Source organism: Agrobacterium sp. B1(2019) (assembly GCF_008274755.1).
Taxonomy (GTDB): domain Bacteria; phylum Pseudomonadota; class Alphaproteobacteria; order Rhizobiales; family Rhizobiaceae; genus Agrobacterium; species Agrobacterium salinitolerans.
The window spans coordinates 155,921-170,969 of sequence record NZ_VTPB01000001.1; the positions used below are offsets into that span (position 1 = coordinate 155,921).

Below are 15,049 nucleotides of genomic sequence, written 5' to 3' on the forward strand. Positions count from 1 at the left end.
CGGACATCAGCGATCCTCCATCTCGTTCCATTGCGAGCGCTGGCGCACCATCAGAAGCACGAAGGAAAGCGCCACGATGATGATGAAGAAGACGACGGCCATGGCCGAGCCGTAGCCGATGTCGTAATAGGCGAACGCCGTATTGTAGAGGTAGATGTTGATGGTTTCCGATGCGGTGCCGGGTCCGCCCTGCGTCATCGCATAGATGATGTCGAAGCTTTTGACGGCATCGATGGAGCGGATGATGACGGCGATCATCAGGAACGGCGCAATCATCGGCATGGTCAGGTAACGGAACTTCTGCCAGGCATTGGCGCCGTCGATTTCAGCACTTTCATAGGGCTCGCGCGGCACGGCGGCGAGGCCGCCGAGCACGATCAGCATGACGAGTGGCGTCCATTGCCAGGTTTCCACCAGCACCAGCGACGGGATGACGGTGGACTGGTTGTAGATCCATTCCAGTGGACCGATGCCTATGAAGGACAGGAGATAGTTCAAGACGCCGAGTTGCGGGTGGAACATCATGGTCCAGACCAGCGCGATGGCGACCGGGGTCGCCATCATCGGCATCACGAAGACGCCGCGCAGAAAACCGCGCAGCGGAAACTGCGCATCGAAAACCAGCGCCGCCAATGTTCCGAGGATAAGCGGAGCGACGACCGACAGCACGGTATAGATGAGCGTATGCCAAAGCGATTCCCAGAACCTGAGATCGCTGGCGAGCCTGATATAGTTATCAAAACCGATAAAGCTCTGCTCCTGCCCGAGCGTCCAGCGGTGCACGCTCATCCAGAGTGTGAACACCCATGGAAAAACGATGACAGCCGAAATGACGACCAGTGCCGGTATGACGAAGGGCCAGTAGTTGGGAGCAAGCCTTGCCGGCTTGCTCCCTTCTCTTTGGCTCGCGCCTGTCTTGCTGTTTTCGATGCTCACGGAGGCCATTATCCCTCGCTACGCGCCAGAACGGGCGCGAACTGTTCCGTCGCCTTTTTCAGCTCGGCTGCCGGGTCCGCGCCGCCGATCATGTTGGTGAGGCCGACGCCGTAGATGTCGCGGAATTCCGTCACCGGAATGATGACGGGGAGCGCCAGCTGCGAGACCTTGCCGGAACTGACGACCGCATCCAGCCAGGTGGCCGGCATCTTGACGCCTTCGCGGACCTTCTGATCTTCGAGAATGGACTGGCGGAACGGAACGCCCGCACCGGCCTGCAAGAGACGCGCGCCCATTTCATGCGAAATCGCCCATTGGCAGAAGAGATAAGCGGCTTCCTTCTTGCTGCTGGCTTCGACGACGCCGAGACCATCGCCAAAGGTGCCGGCGGCCTGCGCTGCCGGGCCCTTCGGCATGACGCCGTAACCGACCTTACCGACCACGCGGGATTTTTCCGGGTTCTCGATCGGCGGCGCAAAACCGACGCCATCGAACCACATGCCGATCTTGCCCTGAAGGAAGGCCGACTGCGCTTCCGCCCAGTTGAAGCCGGAGACGCCGGGAGGGGCGGCTTTGGTCATCAGGCGCTGATAGAGCTTGGCGGCTTCCACCGCTTCGTTGGATTCGGTATTGATCTTGCCGTCCACGATTGGTTTTGCGCCGTAACCCAGCATCAGCGAGGTCCAGACAGGCGTATTGGCGTTCTTCAGGCCACGCGCCACGAAACCATAGGTGTTGGTTGCGGGGTCGGTGATCTTTTCCGCCGCCGTCACCAGTTCCTCGAAGGTCTCCGGGTATTTCAGGCCCTTGGCTTCAAAGAGTTCCTTGTTCCAGTAGACGATCCAGTAATCCACCGAGAAGGGCAGCGAGCGCAGCACACCGTCGCTATCCTTGGCAAACAGCATGCCGGCCTCGGCAAAGTCCTTTTCAGTAAGCGACGGATCGGTCAGCGACGGATCCTTCAGGAAGCCGCTGATATCGGCCAGCCACTTGCCCTTTTCGAACTGACGCTTCTGAACATGGTAGCTCAGATGCACGACGTCGAAGCTGGGCTTGCCGGAGGAAAGCTCGATCACCACTTTCTGGCGCTGCTGCTGTTCCGGCGTTGCCTCGGCATTGACCTTGATGCCGGTCAGTTCTTCGAATTCGCCGAGATATTTGATCAGCGTTTCGCTGCGCGGGCTTTTGACGAGGTTGACTTCAAGCGTCGTGCCGGCGTGTTTTTTCCAGTTCACCGCCGCCGATGCCGGACGAATGCCGAGTGCCGCGCTGCCGCCAAGCGCGGCCGTGCCTGCCAGAAAGGCGCGGCGCGTGGGGTTGAGCAATGAATGCGTCATGTCTGTTCTCCTCCAGTTAGCCGGAAATTCTCCTCACCCCGGCTTGTTGCTTATTTGCTGCAAGTCCGGCGCAGACCCTCTTTGTCCCGCCGGAGTTGCCTTAAACCGCCAGCGCCCTGTCCCTTGCGTTGCGGATATGGGCGGTCAGCCGTTCCACGGCGTCTTCGACGGATCGCCTCTCGATGGCTTCGAGAATGGCGAGATGTTCCTTCATCACCGACTTCACATGGCCGGCAATGCGAAAGCGCTCCTGATTGATGAGGCGCATCTTGATGGAATTGACGCGGTAGGCATTCGAGATGATCGAATTGCCGAGCGCATCGATAAAGGCGTCATGCATGCCCCAGTCCACCTGCTGTGCGTGCTGTTCCAGTTCCGGCGATTCCCCGCCATTTTCAGCCGCTTCGGCGATATCGCGGTGCTGTTTCAAGAGTTTGGCAATAGCCGTGTCTGAGGCAGAACGGGTAAACAGCGCCACGGCCTCCTTTTCGAGGAAGATACGGAACTGGAATGCTTCGCGGATGAGGTTGATGTCGATATGGGCGACCTGCAATCCACGCTGCGGTACCGTCTTGATCAGACCCTCCGCCTCCAGCCGCGGAATGGCCTCCCGGATTGCGCCGAGCGGTAGACCTGTCAATTCCACGAGGCGGCGCTGCGAGATGAATTGTCCCGGACGAACATCACGCGAGAGGAGGTGATGCGTAAAGCTCTCATACGCCCGTTCCCGCAATGTCTGTTCGCCGGTATCGTCCATGCTCAACCTTTCAAGCTTTGTTCAGGCGGCCTGTTTGCGAAACAGCGCGTCGAATGCGCCTTCGATCTGCCGCCGATCCTCAGGTGAAATGGCGACGAGCGGTGCGCGCACGTCAGACCAGATATTTTCCCCTGTCGTGTGTGATACCAGCACCTTGACGGCTGGTGTAACCGGGAATTTCAGAAGTTCCACAACAAGATCGACGATGCGTGGGTCGTCCTTGCCGTCGACGGCCATGGCGCGCACTTCCTGCGTCAGGAAATTGGCGACACCGGAGATGGCACCCTGACCGCCAAGGCGGACGCCTCTGGCGAGATCACGCTCATCGCCGATCAGGATGGCGATATCGCCGTGCTCTTTCAGCAGGCGCTCGGTATGGCTCCAGTTGCCGGAGGAATCCTTGACGCCGGTAACGATGCCGGGAAACGCCGCTTTCAGCCGTCCGACAAGCTCGACGGACAGTGTCACCATGGTCACGGAAGGGATGTTGTAGACGAGAATGTCGCGCGCATCCTTGCCGATCTTGGCGAATACCGCCGAGAACCAGGCAAACAGGCCGTCATCGCTGACATTCTTGAAATAGGAGGGGGGCGCGAGAAGAATATTGCGGGCGCCAGCTTTCAGGGCTTCGGCCGACTGGTCGGCCGCGTCCTCGATGGAATCCACCAGAACGCCGGTGACGATGCGCGATGGCGCAATGCCTGCTTCGACAAAGCGAGAGAGAATGACTTGCCGCTCGCGGCTGCCGACGGAGCATCCCTCACCAGTGGTGCCGAAGAGTGTCACGCTGTCGCAGCCGTTCGACAGGCAACGGCGGGCATGGGCGATCATGGCATCGATATCGACCGTTCCGTCCGTTTTGAAAGGGGTTGTCAGGGCTGCCGAAAGGCCGAATTTCTGGGACAATTAAGATGCTCCTCCAAGGTGACTGCGAATTGATGGCATACTGACATGTTAGTTGTAAAGTGGTAATTGCAGGGCGACTGTTCGGATTTGGTGGGCGCTGCAATTTGCTATGAAGATCTGGAGCTTTGCTTTGGGCCCGGCGTGTCCGGAAGGATTTTTGTGGTTTACACAATCGTCGCTTTTTGCCGCGTCTGTTCCTTCCGTTGCCTTTGCGCGAGGTCAGGAGATATGCGAAAATAAAATTTGACTGTTTAAGGAAAGATTTTTATCAGGCAGTTTGAATATAGGGATGAAGGGACTATCATCATGACCATTGCGGAGCCGACAGCGCCTGTGGAACAGATCGAACAGAGCCGCGTCAAGCGTCTGAAGGCGGCGACGCGGGACGCGCATGGTGGTCTTGATACCTTCATCATGGCAGCCAAGCCGTTCGAGAGCCGGGAGAACTTTGGCAAATTCGTGGAAACGCAGTATCTTTTCCACCGCGATCTCGATGTCTTCTTCGCCAATGAAACGCTTGACGGCCTGCTTCCCGATCTGAAAGGCCGCCGCCGTCTGGCGATGATCGAGCAGGACCTTGCCGATCTCGGTCATGCGATTCCCGAAACTGAAGCGCCGCGCTTCACCGCCGAGACGCCTTTCGATCTGCCGGAAGCCATGGGGTGGCTTTACGTGGTGGAAGGCTCCAATCTCGGTGCCGCTTTCCTTCTGAAAGATGCGGCCAAGCTCGGGCTCACGGAAGAATTCGGCGCACGCCATCTGGCCGGCGCGCCGGAAGGTCGCGGCCTGCACTGGCGTACTTTCACGGCAGCGCTTGATGAAATTTCTCTGACCGTTGAAGAGGAAGAGCGGGTCGTCGCGGGCGCCGAGGCTGCGTTCCGGGCCGTGCATGCCTATGCGCAGCAGCGGATGAGTTGAGGTTTTGACATAGCTCCTAAGGGAGCTATCCGCGATTGATCACAACTTCGACAATCCACCGCCGTCATCCTCGGGCTTGTCCCGAGGATCTGCAACCAATTGATTTTACTGAACGTGGATAGATCCTCTGGACAAGCCCGAGGATGACGAGGAGTGTGAAGCGCGCCTCTCCGCACTTTCACGACTATTTCTACAGCTTCCAATCATACGACTCCGGCATGCCTTTCTGCCGAATAAACAGGCAAATATTTTTACCAAATGATAAAAATTTTGTCTTTTGGTCAATGCTTGGCGCGGCCCCAAATTTTATCCATTTGATAAAATTATTTTATTTGGTCTGGCACAGAACCTGCTACTCTTTTGTCAAGTCAGGAGACACCTGATGCAAAAAAGGGAACAGCAAGATGGAAGTTGGTGTTTTTATACCGATCGGGAACAATGGTTGGCTGCTTTCAGAAAACGCGCCGCAATACAAGCCGAGTTTCGATCTGAACAAGGCGATTACGCTGAAGGCGGAACAATATGGCTTTGACTTCGCGCTGTCGATGATCAAGCTGCGCGGCTTTGGCGGCAAGACTGAATTCTGGGACTACAATCTGGAATCCTTCACGCTGATGGCGGGCCTCGCCGCCGTCACCTCCAAGATCAAGCTGTTCGGCACGGCCGCGACGCTGGTCATGCCGCCGGCCATCGTTGCACGCATGGCGACGACAATCGATTCCATTTCCGGTGGCCGTTTCGGCATCAACCTGATTACCGGCTGGCAGCGTCCGGAATATAGCCAGATGGGGCTGTGGCCAGGCGATGATTATTTCGGTGATCGCTACGAATATCTCGGCGAATATACTTCTGTTCTGAAAGAGCTGCTGACCGAAGGCCAGTCGGATTTCAAGGGCAAGTTCTTCCAGATGGATGATTGCCGCATGAAGCCGGTGCCGCAGGGCGACGTGAAGCTCATCTGCGCCGGGTCTTCCAATTCCGGCATGGCGTTTTCGGCCAAGTTTGCCGATTACAGCTTCTGCTTCGGCGTCGGCGTCAATACGCCCAAGGCCTTTGCCCCCACCAATGAGCGCCTGCTGGCGGCCACGGAAAAGAGCGGCCGTGAGGTTAAATCCGTCGTGCTGACCATGGTTCTTGCCGAGGAAAAATCCGAGGATGCCTGGGCGAAGTGGGAACACTACAAGGCTGGTGCCGACGAAGACGCCATCAAATGGCTTGGTCTGCAAAGTGCCGTCGATACCAAATCCGGCTCCGACACCAATGTGCGGCACATGTCCAACCCTGTCTCGGCCGTCAACATCAACATGGGAACGCTGATCGGCTCCTATGAGGAGGTGGCGGCGATGCTGGATGAAATGAGTGAAGTGCCAGGAACCGGCGGCGTGATGCTGACCTTTGACGACTTCCTCGAAGGTGTCGAAAAATTCGGCAAATATGTGCAGCCGCTGATGAAGAGCCGGGCGCATGTTCAGGCCGCACTGGAGGCAGCGGAATGAGTGAAGCCGTCGTGGCGGGTTACATGGGGCCGGAAAGCCGTTCGGAAAGCGTGACGCTTCCCGCAAGGCCGGAGCCGATTACCCTGAAACCCAGCGAGACCGCCGTTGTCGTGGTCGACATGCAGAATGCCTATTCCACCGAGGGCGGTTATGTCGATCTGGCCGGTTTCGACATAGCAGGGGCCAAGGGCACCATCGCCAACATCAAGAAGACGCTGGATGCGGCGCGGGCGGCAGGCGTTCAGGTCATCTATTTCCAGAATGGCTGGGACAAGGATTACGTCGAGGCGGGCGGACCGGGATCGCCCAACTGGCACAAGTCCAATGCGCTGAAGACCATGCGCAAGAGGCCGGAATTGCAGGGACAGCTGCTGGCCAAGGGCACCTGGGATTACGCCATTGTCGATGAGCTGCAACCGCAGCCGGGCGATATTCTGGTGCCGAAGACGCGTTATAGCGGTTTCTTCAACACCAATATGGACAGCGTGCTGCGCGCCCGTGGCATCCGCAATCTGGTGTTCGTCGGCATCGCCACCAATGTCTGCGTCGAAAGCTCGCTGCGCGATGCCTTCCATCTCGAATATTTCGGGGTGATGCTGGAGGATGCCACGCATCATCTGGGGCCGGACTATATTCAGCAGGCGACGGTCTACAATGTCGAGAAATTTTTCGGCTGGGTCGCCACCGTCAATGATTTCTGCGGCGTGATTTCGCAGGCCGCACCCGCCAGCGCTTGATATCCAACCACAAGAGGAGAACGAAATGCCGAAGAAGATCGTCGTGCCCGCCGGCACCAGCAAACCCATCGCTCCCTTTTCGCCGGGAACCCTTGCCGATGGCGTGGTTTACGTTTCCGGCACGCTGCCTTTCGACAAGGACAATAATGTCGTGCATGTGGGCGATGCGAGCGCCCAGACCCGCCATGTTCTCGAAACCATCAAGTCGGTCATCGAAACCGCGGGCGGCACAATGGAAGACGTGACGATGAACCACATCTTCCTTACCGACTGGGCGAATTATCAGGCCGTCAACGCGGTCTATGCCGAATATTTTCCCGGCGACAAGCCCGCGCGTTATTGCATCCAGTGCGGTCTGGTAAAGCCCGATGCGCTGGTGGAAATCGCCACCGTCGCCCATATCGGCAAATAGGGCGAAGCGGCAGATGATGCATTTCGAGGTTCATGGCAGGACCGATCCTGAGGCACCTATCATCCTGCTATCTTCGGGGCTGGGTGGGGCCGGCGCCTATTGGGCGCCGCAGATCGAAGCCCTTTCCGATCATTTCCGCATCGTCACCTACGATCATCGCGGAACCGGCAGGACCGGCGGCGAGGTGCCGCTGGATGGCGGCATATCGGCGATGGCCGATGATGTGCTGGAGATTGTCTCGGCCCTGAACCTCGAGAAATTTCACTTCATGGGACATGCTCTCGGCGGTCTGATCGGCCTCGATATCGCGCTGCGGCGGCCCTGCCTTATCGACCGGCTGGTGCTTGTCAACGCGTGGAGCAAGGCCGATCCGCATTCCGGGCGCTGCTTCGACGTGCGGATCGAGCTTCTGGAAAAGTCGGGCGTCGATGCTTTTGTCAAAGCGCAGCCGCTGTTCCTTTATCCGGCGGCGTGGATGTCTGACAATCAGGAACGACTGGCACGCGACGATGCCCATGGCGTGGCGCATTTTCAGGGCAAGGACAATGTGCTCCGGCGTATCGCTGCGCTGCGGGCCTTCGATGTGGACACACGGCTTGGCGAGATAGGCAATCCGGTGCTGGTGATGGCAACGAAGGACGATCTTCTGGTGCCCTATACGCGCTCGGTGCGTCTTGCCGACGGTTTGCCGCAGAGCGAACTATGCCTTCTCGATTTTGGGGCTCACGCGGTCAACATCACCGAGCCTGACCTTTTCAACGCCCGGCTTTTGCGGTTTCTGCTGCCGGTTTAACAAACATTCTGACAGGATTTTAGAGCACGATGACGAGAGCACTTGATGACGCGGCACTGGCAACGCTTTTTACAGAGGCCCGCACCCACAATGGCTGGACGGACAAGCTGATAAGCGATGAAAAGCTACACGCGCTTTACGATCTGACGAAGATGGGACCGACTTCGGCCAATTGCTCGCCGGCTCGTTTCGTCTTCGTGCGCAGTCCGGAAGCCAAGGAAAAGCTTCGGCCGGCACTCTCTTCGGGCAATCTCGAAAAGACCATGGCCGCACCGGTGACTGTCATTGCCGCCATCGACGGCGAGTTTTACGAGAAGTTGCCGGAACTGTTCCCGCACGCCGATGCGCGTTCGTGGTTCACTTCCAGCCCTGCCGTGGCCGAGGAAACGGCCTTTCGCAACGCCACGCTTCAGGCCGGATATCTGATCCTTGCTGCCCGTGCGCTGGGGCTGGATACCGGGGCGATGTCGGGTTTCGACAAGGCCAAGGTGGATGCGGCGTTTTTTGCCGGCACGACGTGGAAGTCCAACTTCCTGATCAATCTCGGTTATGGCGATCCGTCGAAGCTGTTTGGACGCCTGCCGCGTCTTGCCTTTGAAGACGCCTGCGTGCTGGCTTGATGGCCTGTTAAGGAAGGATGGGTTAGATGCAGATGATGTCTCTTGAAAAGGAAGCGGAAATGGAGACGAAGACTGCACAGCAGCGCAGCCTCGATTATAGAAACGCCATGGCGCGGCTGGGTGCGGCGGTCAATATCGTTACCACCAACGGTGCGGCAGGCCGCGCGGGGTTTGCCGCGACGGCGGTTTGCAGCGTTTCTGACAATCCGCCCACGCTTCTTATCTGCCTCAACCGCAATTCTTCCGCCTACAGGGTGGTGAAGGCCAATGGCGTCGTCTGCGTCAACACGCTCGCCGCCCATCACGAGGTGCTAAGCACGCTTTTCGGCGGCAAGACGCCGGCGGAAGAGCGTTTCGCTGCCGGCACCTGGGGCGTGCTCGAAACCGGCGCGCCTGTTCTGGAAGACGCACTCGTCTCTTTCGACTGCCGCATCCGCGAGGCGCATGACGGCGGCACGCATGACATTCTGATCTGCGAGGTCGTCGATATGAAGATCAATGCGGGCGATGAAGCGCTGATGTATTTCAACCGGCGTTACCGGGTGCTTTGAGGGCGCTCCTTCGAGCCGACGGCGGGGCTTCTCCTCCGTCATCCTCGGGCTTGACCCGAGGATCCACAACCTGACGCGCGATGGATCCTCGGGTCAGGCCCGAGGATGACGTCGAGGGGGTATAGCGTTCTGAAAAATCAATGGGCGTTCCCGGTCTGCCGGAAACGCCCTTTTCATTTATTTGATCAGCGGCAGAAGATCGTTGATCGACTTCTTGGCATCACCGTAGAACATGCGCGTATTGTCCTTGTAGAACAGCGGGTTCTCGATACCGGAGTAACCAGTGCCCTGGCCGCGCTTGGAGACGATGACAAGCTTCGACTTCCACACTTCCAGAACCGGCATGCCCGCGATGGGCGAGTTCGGATCGTCCTGTGCTGCCGGGTTGACGATGTCGTTGGAGCCGATGACGATGACGACGTCGGTATTGGGGAAGTCGTCGTTGATCTCGTCCATTTCCAGCACAATGTCGTAAGGCACCTTTGCTTCGGCCAGCAGCACGTTCATGTGACCGGGAAGACGGCCTGCGACGGGGTGGATGGCGAAACGCACGGTCTTGCCGTCGGCGCGCAGCTTGCGGGTCAGTTCCGAAACCGCGCTCTGTGCCTGCGCCACTGCCATGCCGTAGCCGGGCACGATGATGACGCTGTCGGCATCATTCAACGCCGCTGCGACCCCCTCGGCGTCGATCTCGACCTGCTCGCCTTCGATTTCCATCGCCGGACCCGTCGTGCCGCCGAAGCCGCCGAGGATGACCGAGATGAAGGAGCGGTTCATCGCCTTGCACATGATGTAGGAGAGGATCGCGCCCGAGGAGCCGACCAGCGCGCCGGTGACGATCAGCAGATCGTTGCCGAGCGTGAAACCGATGGCCGCTGCCGCCCAGCCGGAATAGCTGTTCAGCATCGAAACGACGACCGGCATGTCTGCGCCGCCGATGCCCATGATCAGATGATAACCGATGAAGAAGGCGGCAAGCGTCATCAGGACGAGCGTCCATGCGCCGGCGCCGTTGCAATACATGATGAGCAGCACCAGCGACAGGATCGCAGCACTCGCGTTCAGCAGATGTCCGCCCGGAAGCTTCTTCGCCTTGCCGTCCACCTTGCCGGCAAGCTTGCCGAAGGCGACGACGGAGCCGGTGAAGGTGACCGCGCCGATGAAGACGCCGAGGAAAACCTCAACCTTCATGATCGCCAGTTCCACCGGCGTCTTGTGCGCCAGGATGGCGGAAAAGCCCGTCAGCAACGACCGTGCGGTCTCATCGAGCGAGGCGACATGCGCTTCCTCGATATGGGCGTTGAAGCCGATGAAGACGGCGGCGAGACCGACGAAGGAGTGAAGGGCCGCCACAAGCTGCGGCATTTCGGTCATCTGCACACGGCTTGCGACGAAGTAGCCGAGAACGGAGCCGCCTGCCAGCATCAGCAGCACGACGAGCCACTGCCCGACACCCTTGCTGATCTCAGGGCCGAAGACGGTGGCAATAATGGCGAGGCCCATGCCGACAATGCCGTACCAGACGGCGCGTTTGGCGCTTTCCTGTCCGGAGAGGCCGCCGAGCGAGAGGATGAAAAGAACGGCTGCGGCAACATAGGCCGCGGAAACGATACCAATGGTCATTTATTAAATCCTCGCTTGGCTTACGACTTCTGGAACATGGCGAGCATGCGCCGTGTCACGAGGAAACCGCCGACGATGTTGATCGTCGCGATCAGGACGGAAAGCGAGGCAAGGATCACCACCAGCCAGTTGCCGGAACCGATCTGCAGCAATGCGCCGATGATGACGATGCCGGAAATCGCGTTGGTGACGGCCATCAGCGGCGTGTGCAGCGAGTGGCTGACATTCCAGATGACCTGGAAACCGACGAAGCAGGCAAGCACGAAAACGATGAAGTGGCTCATGAAGCTTGCCGGCGCATAAAGGCCGACGAGCAACAGGATGGCCGTGCCGGCGACCAGAAGTCCCACCTGATTCCTGGTCTGCGCCTTGAACTCGGCCTTTTCCTTGGCGTGCTTTTCCTCCGGGGTCAGCTCTTTTGCTTTTTCCTTCGGCTTCTGCGCGGCAATGGCCTGGATCTTCGGCGGTGGCGGCGGGAAGGTGATCTCGCCCTGATAGGTGACGGTCGCGCCACGGATGACGTCGTCTTCCATGTTGTGAACCGGCTTGCCGTTCTTTCCGGGCGTCAGATCGGTCATCATGTGACGGATGTTGGTGGAATAGAGCGTCGAGGCCTGCGTGGCCATGCGGCTCGGGAAATCGGTGTAGCCGATAACGATGACGCCATTCTCGGATACGACGCGCTGGTCGGGAACCGTGAGGTCGCAATTGCCGCCGCGCTCGGCGGCGAGGTCGATGATGACCGAACCCGTCTTCATCATCGCCACCATGTCGGCAAGCCAGAGTTTCGGGGCGTCGCGGCCCGGGATCAGCGCGGTGGTGATGACGATATCGATCTGCGGTGCGAGCTCGCGGAATTTCTCCAGCTGCTTCTCGCGGAATTCCGGCGAGGAGGGAGCGGCATAACCACCGGTGGCTGCGCCATCCTGCTGTTCGGCGAAATCGAGATAGACGAACTCAGCGCCCATGGATTCGATCTGTTCGGCCACCTCAGGGCGAACGTCGAAGGCATAGGTGATGGCGCCGAGTGAAGTGGCCGTACCGATCGCCGCTAGACCGGCGACGCCGGCGCCGATCACCAGCACCTTGGCGGGCGGCACCTTGCCGGCGGCGGTGACCTGACCGGTGAAGAAACGGCCAAAATTATTGCCGGCCTCGATCACGGCGCGATAGCCGGCGATATTGGCCATGGAAGACAGGGCGTCCATTTTCTGCGCACGGGAAATACGCGGCACCATGTCCATGGCGATGACGTTTGCGCCCTTTTCCTTGGCTTGCTCCAGAAGGTCCTTGTTCTGGGCGGGATAGAAAAACGAGATCAGCGTCTTGTCGGAAGACAGGCGATCAATCTCCGATGTTTCCGGCGGGCGAACCTTGGCGATGATGTCTGAGCCGGTGTAAAGCGCCTCAGCGCTTTCGACCACCGTCACGCCTGCGGTGCGATAGGCGTCGTCGGAAAAACCGGCCGCCTTGCCGGCGCCGGCTTCGATGACGCAATCATATCCGAGTTTTTGCAAAGCCAGCGCGCTGTCCGGCGTCATGGCGACACGCGCTTCGCCCTCATAGAGTTCCTTAGGTGTTCCGATTCTCAAAACTGCTCTCCCATTCCCGTCCTGATAAGCCGTCATAGCCCATTTCGAGTATTTTTGTCTTGTTATTGCTGTTTTCTACCTGCGGCGGATTGACAGGTCGGAAAAGCCCAGTTTGGGCGATGGCGGTACGGAGGCAACAAAAAACCCGGCGCCGAAGCGCCGGGTGATTTCTGCATTCTATCCGGTTTCACTCAATCCATGGCGTGGATATCGCGATCCTTGGTTTCCGGCAGGAACAGAAGACCGACGACCAGCGTGATGCCGGCGAAGATGATCGGATACCAGAGGCCGTAGTAGATGTCGCCCTTCGCCGCGCTCATCGCAAAGGCGGTGGCCGGCAGAAGGCCGCCGAACCAGCCGTTGCCGATGTGGTATGGCAGCGACATGCCGGAGTAGCGGATGCGGGTCGGGAACAGTTCGACCAGCAGGGCCGCAATCGGGCCGTAGACCATCGTCACGTAGATGACAAGGACGGTGAGAACCGCGATGATGACGACCCAGTTCACGGCAGCCGGGTCGGCCACCATGGAGAACGCGCCGCCGCCGGCAATGGTATAGACCGCCATTTCCGCCGCACCGCCGGTCTCGGCAGGCGTCAGCAGCTTGTCAGCCACCAGCTTGTCGGTCGCCACCATCTTCTTGTCGGTGGCGCGGACCGCATCGGCATTGAGGCCGAGTTCCGGGTTTGCGGCGATGAAGGCGTCCAGTTTCGCATCCGGCACCTGTGCTGCACCGCGTGCCAGCGGATAACCGCTGTCATGCATTGCGATATTGACTTGCTTCTGGAAGGCCTTGTCCTTCGCGGAAGCATCCGCGCCGGCCGCAATCGCATCGTAGCTGGCGATGGTGGCGTTGCCGATCTTCACGCTTGCCGGTTCGCCGGCGGCCCCCGCAACCACATCATAGGGCACGGAATTGCGCGTCAGGAACGAGGTGGCGATATCGCAGGACGTGGTGAATTTCGCAGTGCCCGTCGGGTTGAACTGGAACTTGCAGTCGCCGGGAGCCGCAGTCACGGTGGCGCGTACGGTGGACTGGGCCTCGGCGAGCGCCGGGTTGCCCGCCCAGGTGAGCGCCTTGAACAGCGGGAAGTAGGTCAGCATGGCGAGGATGAGGCCGGCCATGATGATTGGTTTGCGGCCGACCTTGTCGGAAAGCCAGCCGAAGATCACGAAGAAGCTGGTGCCGAGGACGAGTGCGACGGCAACCATGATATTGGCCGACTGGCCGTCCACCTTCAGAATGCTCTGCAGGAAGAAGAGCGCATAGAACTGGCCAGTGTACCAGACAACGGCCTGACCGATGACGGCGCCGACAAGTGCGATGATCGCGATCTTGGCGTTCTTCCATTGGCCGAAGGCTTCGCTCAGCGGCGCCTTGGAGGTCTTGCCCTCTTCCTTCATCTTCTTGAAAGCGGGCGATTCATTCATTTTCAGACGAATCCAGACCGAGACACCAAGCAGCAGAACGGAAACGAGGAAGGGAATGCGCCAGCCCCAGGCGGCGAAGGCTTCCTTGCCGAGCGCGAACTGCACGCCGAGAATGACCACCAGCGACAGGAACAGGCCGAGCGTCGCCGTCGTCTGGATCCACGAGGTGTAATAGCCCCTGCGGCCGTTCGGCGCGTGTTCGGCGACGTAAGTTGCCGCACCGCCATATTCACCGCCGAGCGCCAGACCCTGAAGCATGCGCAGCGCGATCAGAATGATCGGAGCGGCGATGCCGATCTGCGATGCGCCGGGCAGGACGCCAACGAGGAAGGTGGACACACCCATGATCAGGATGGTGATGAGGAAGGTATACTTACGCCCGACGATATCGCCGAGACGGCCGAACACCAGCGCGCCGAAGGGGCGCACGAGGAAGCCGGCGGCAAAGGCGAGCAGCGCAAAGATGTTACGCGTCGTTTCCGGATATTGGCTGAAGAAGTTCGCGCCAATATAGATCGCGAGCGAGCCGTATAGATAAAAATCATACCATTCGAAGACTGTTCCGAGAGAAGAGGCGAAAATCACCTTCTTCTCTTCGCCCGTCATTGGACGGGCAGCGCCGCTCACGGCTGCAACATTTGCCATTGTCTGTCCTCCACAGATGTCCCAATCGACGCATTGCGGAGCCCAGCTCTCTCCTCTGGACTCAACCTTTCGGCTGCAATACGCGGACCATGAGAGTGACAGAAAATTAACCCCAGTAAGAGCGATGCTTTCGGATTATGACTTTAGTCTAATATAAAGCGTCCCGAAAATGTCGCGGGGCTGGTTACAGCTTGTTTGCGCAAGCGCCTTTTTTCTTGACACAACCGAGAAACCTTCTAATAGCTTCTCGCGAAGAAGGAGCATCACCTTGCGCATGCATGTTGCAGACATGTTCG

General features: G+C 59.0%; 14 protein-coding genes. 7 read left to right on the top strand and 7 right to left on the bottom strand.

The window, feature by feature from the left end; genetic code table 11:
- Nucleotides 1–6 precede the first annotated feature (6 nt).
- The 4 genes from AGR1_RS00705 to AGR1_RS00720 form a co-directional block, all read right to left on the bottom strand.
- Nucleotides 7–945: a sugar ABC transporter permease gene (locus AGR1_RS00705; protein WP_080789826.1), complete on the bottom strand. Its 939-nt coding sequence runs from the start codon at nt 943–945 to the stop codon at nt 7–9.
- Nucleotides 945–2,273, bottom strand: a complete 1,329-nt coding sequence (locus AGR1_RS00710) for a sugar ABC transporter substrate-binding protein (RefSeq protein WP_149145913.1) — start codon at nt 2,271–2,273, stop codon at nt 945–947. Before AGR1_RS00710 ends, AGR1_RS00705 begins: the two co-directional genes overlap by 1 nt.
- Nucleotides 2,274–2,373: 100 nt before the next feature.
- Nucleotides 2,374–3,030, bottom strand: a complete 657-nt coding sequence (locus tag AGR1_RS00715) for a GntR family transcriptional regulator (RefSeq protein ID WP_080789828.1) — start codon at nt 3,028–3,030, stop codon at nt 2,374–2,376.
- 21 nt (nt 3,031–3,051) lie between these two features.
- Nucleotides 3,052–3,936 carry a dihydrodipicolinate synthase family protein gene (locus tag AGR1_RS00720; RefSeq protein ID WP_149145914.1) on the bottom strand — a complete coding sequence of 295 codons (885 nt, stop codon included), beginning with the start codon at nt 3,934–3,936 and terminating at the stop codon, nt 3,052–3,054.
- Nucleotides 3,937–4,242: 306 nt separating this feature from the next.
- Here AGR1_RS00720 and AGR1_RS00725 point away from each other — a divergent pair, with 306 nt between their 5' ends.
- The 7 genes from AGR1_RS00725 to rutF all read left to right on the top strand — a co-directional run bounded on the left by AGR1_RS00725 (nt 4,243) and on the right by rutF (nt 9,463).
- On the top strand, nt 4,243–4,854 hold the full coding sequence (locus AGR1_RS00725) for a biliverdin-producing heme oxygenase (RefSeq protein WP_149145915.1): 612 nt from the start codon (nt 4,243–4,245) through the stop codon (nt 4,852–4,854).
- A gap of 404 nt (nt 4,855–5,258) precedes the next feature.
- Nucleotides 5,259–6,350: a pyrimidine utilization protein A gene (gene rutA, locus AGR1_RS00730; RefSeq protein WP_149145916.1), complete on the top strand. Its 1,092-nt coding sequence runs from the start codon at nt 5,259–5,261 to the stop codon at nt 6,348–6,350.
- On the top strand, nt 6,347–7,087 hold the full coding sequence (gene rutB, locus AGR1_RS00735; protein WP_149145917.1) for a pyrimidine utilization protein B: 741 nt from the start codon (nt 6,347–6,349) through the stop codon (nt 7,085–7,087). The genes rutA and rutB overlap by 4 nt, the downstream gene beginning before the upstream one ends.
- 25 nt (nt 7,088–7,112) lie before the next feature.
- The gene (rutC, locus tag AGR1_RS00740) at nt 7,113–7,499 is read left to right on the top strand and encodes a pyrimidine utilization protein C (RefSeq protein ID WP_149145918.1); all 387 of its coding nucleotides are present in this window, start codon (nt 7,113–7,115) and stop codon (nt 7,497–7,499) included.
- A gap of 13 nt (nt 7,500–7,512) precedes the next feature.
- Nucleotides 7,513–8,292: a pyrimidine utilization protein D gene (gene rutD / locus AGR1_RS00745; protein WP_187772008.1), complete on the top strand. Its 780-nt coding sequence runs from the start codon at nt 7,513–7,515 to the stop codon at nt 8,290–8,292.
- A gap of 29 nt (nt 8,293–8,321) precedes the next feature.
- Entirely contained in the window at nt 8,322–8,912 is a 591-nt protein-coding gene (locus tag AGR1_RS00750) for a malonic semialdehyde reductase (RefSeq protein ID WP_149145919.1), read from the top strand.
- Nucleotides 8,913–8,938: 26 nt separating this feature from the next.
- Complete coding sequence (rutF, locus tag AGR1_RS00755; protein ID WP_149145920.1) at nt 8,939–9,463, top strand: NADH-dependent FMN reductase RutF; 525 nt, start codon at nt 8,939–8,941, stop codon at nt 9,461–9,463.
- A 177-nt stretch (nt 9,464–9,640) separates the two neighbouring features.
- On the opposite strand, the gene AGR1_RS00760 is transcribed toward rutF, so the two are convergent.
- The 3 genes from AGR1_RS00760 to AGR1_RS00770 all read right to left on the bottom strand — a co-directional run bounded on the left by AGR1_RS00760 (nt 9,641) and on the right by AGR1_RS00770 (nt 14,753).
- Nucleotides 9,641–11,086: an NAD(P)(+) transhydrogenase (Re/Si-specific) subunit beta gene (locus AGR1_RS00760; protein ID WP_149145921.1), complete on the bottom strand. Its 1,446-nt coding sequence runs from the start codon at nt 11,084–11,086 to the stop codon at nt 9,641–9,643.
- A 20-nt stretch (nt 11,087–11,106) separates the two neighbouring features.
- Nucleotides 11,107–12,678 carry a Re/Si-specific NAD(P)(+) transhydrogenase subunit alpha gene (locus AGR1_RS00765; protein ID WP_149145922.1) on the bottom strand — a complete coding sequence of 524 codons (1,572 nt, stop codon included), beginning with the start codon at nt 12,676–12,678 and terminating at the stop codon, nt 11,107–11,109.
- Nucleotides 12,679–12,869: 191 nt separating this feature from the next.
- On the bottom strand, nt 12,870–14,753 hold the full coding sequence (locus AGR1_RS00770; RefSeq protein ID WP_162927297.1) for an MFS transporter: 1,884 nt from the start codon (nt 14,751–14,753) through the stop codon (nt 12,870–12,872).
- Nucleotides 14,754–15,049 lie beyond the last annotated feature (296 nt).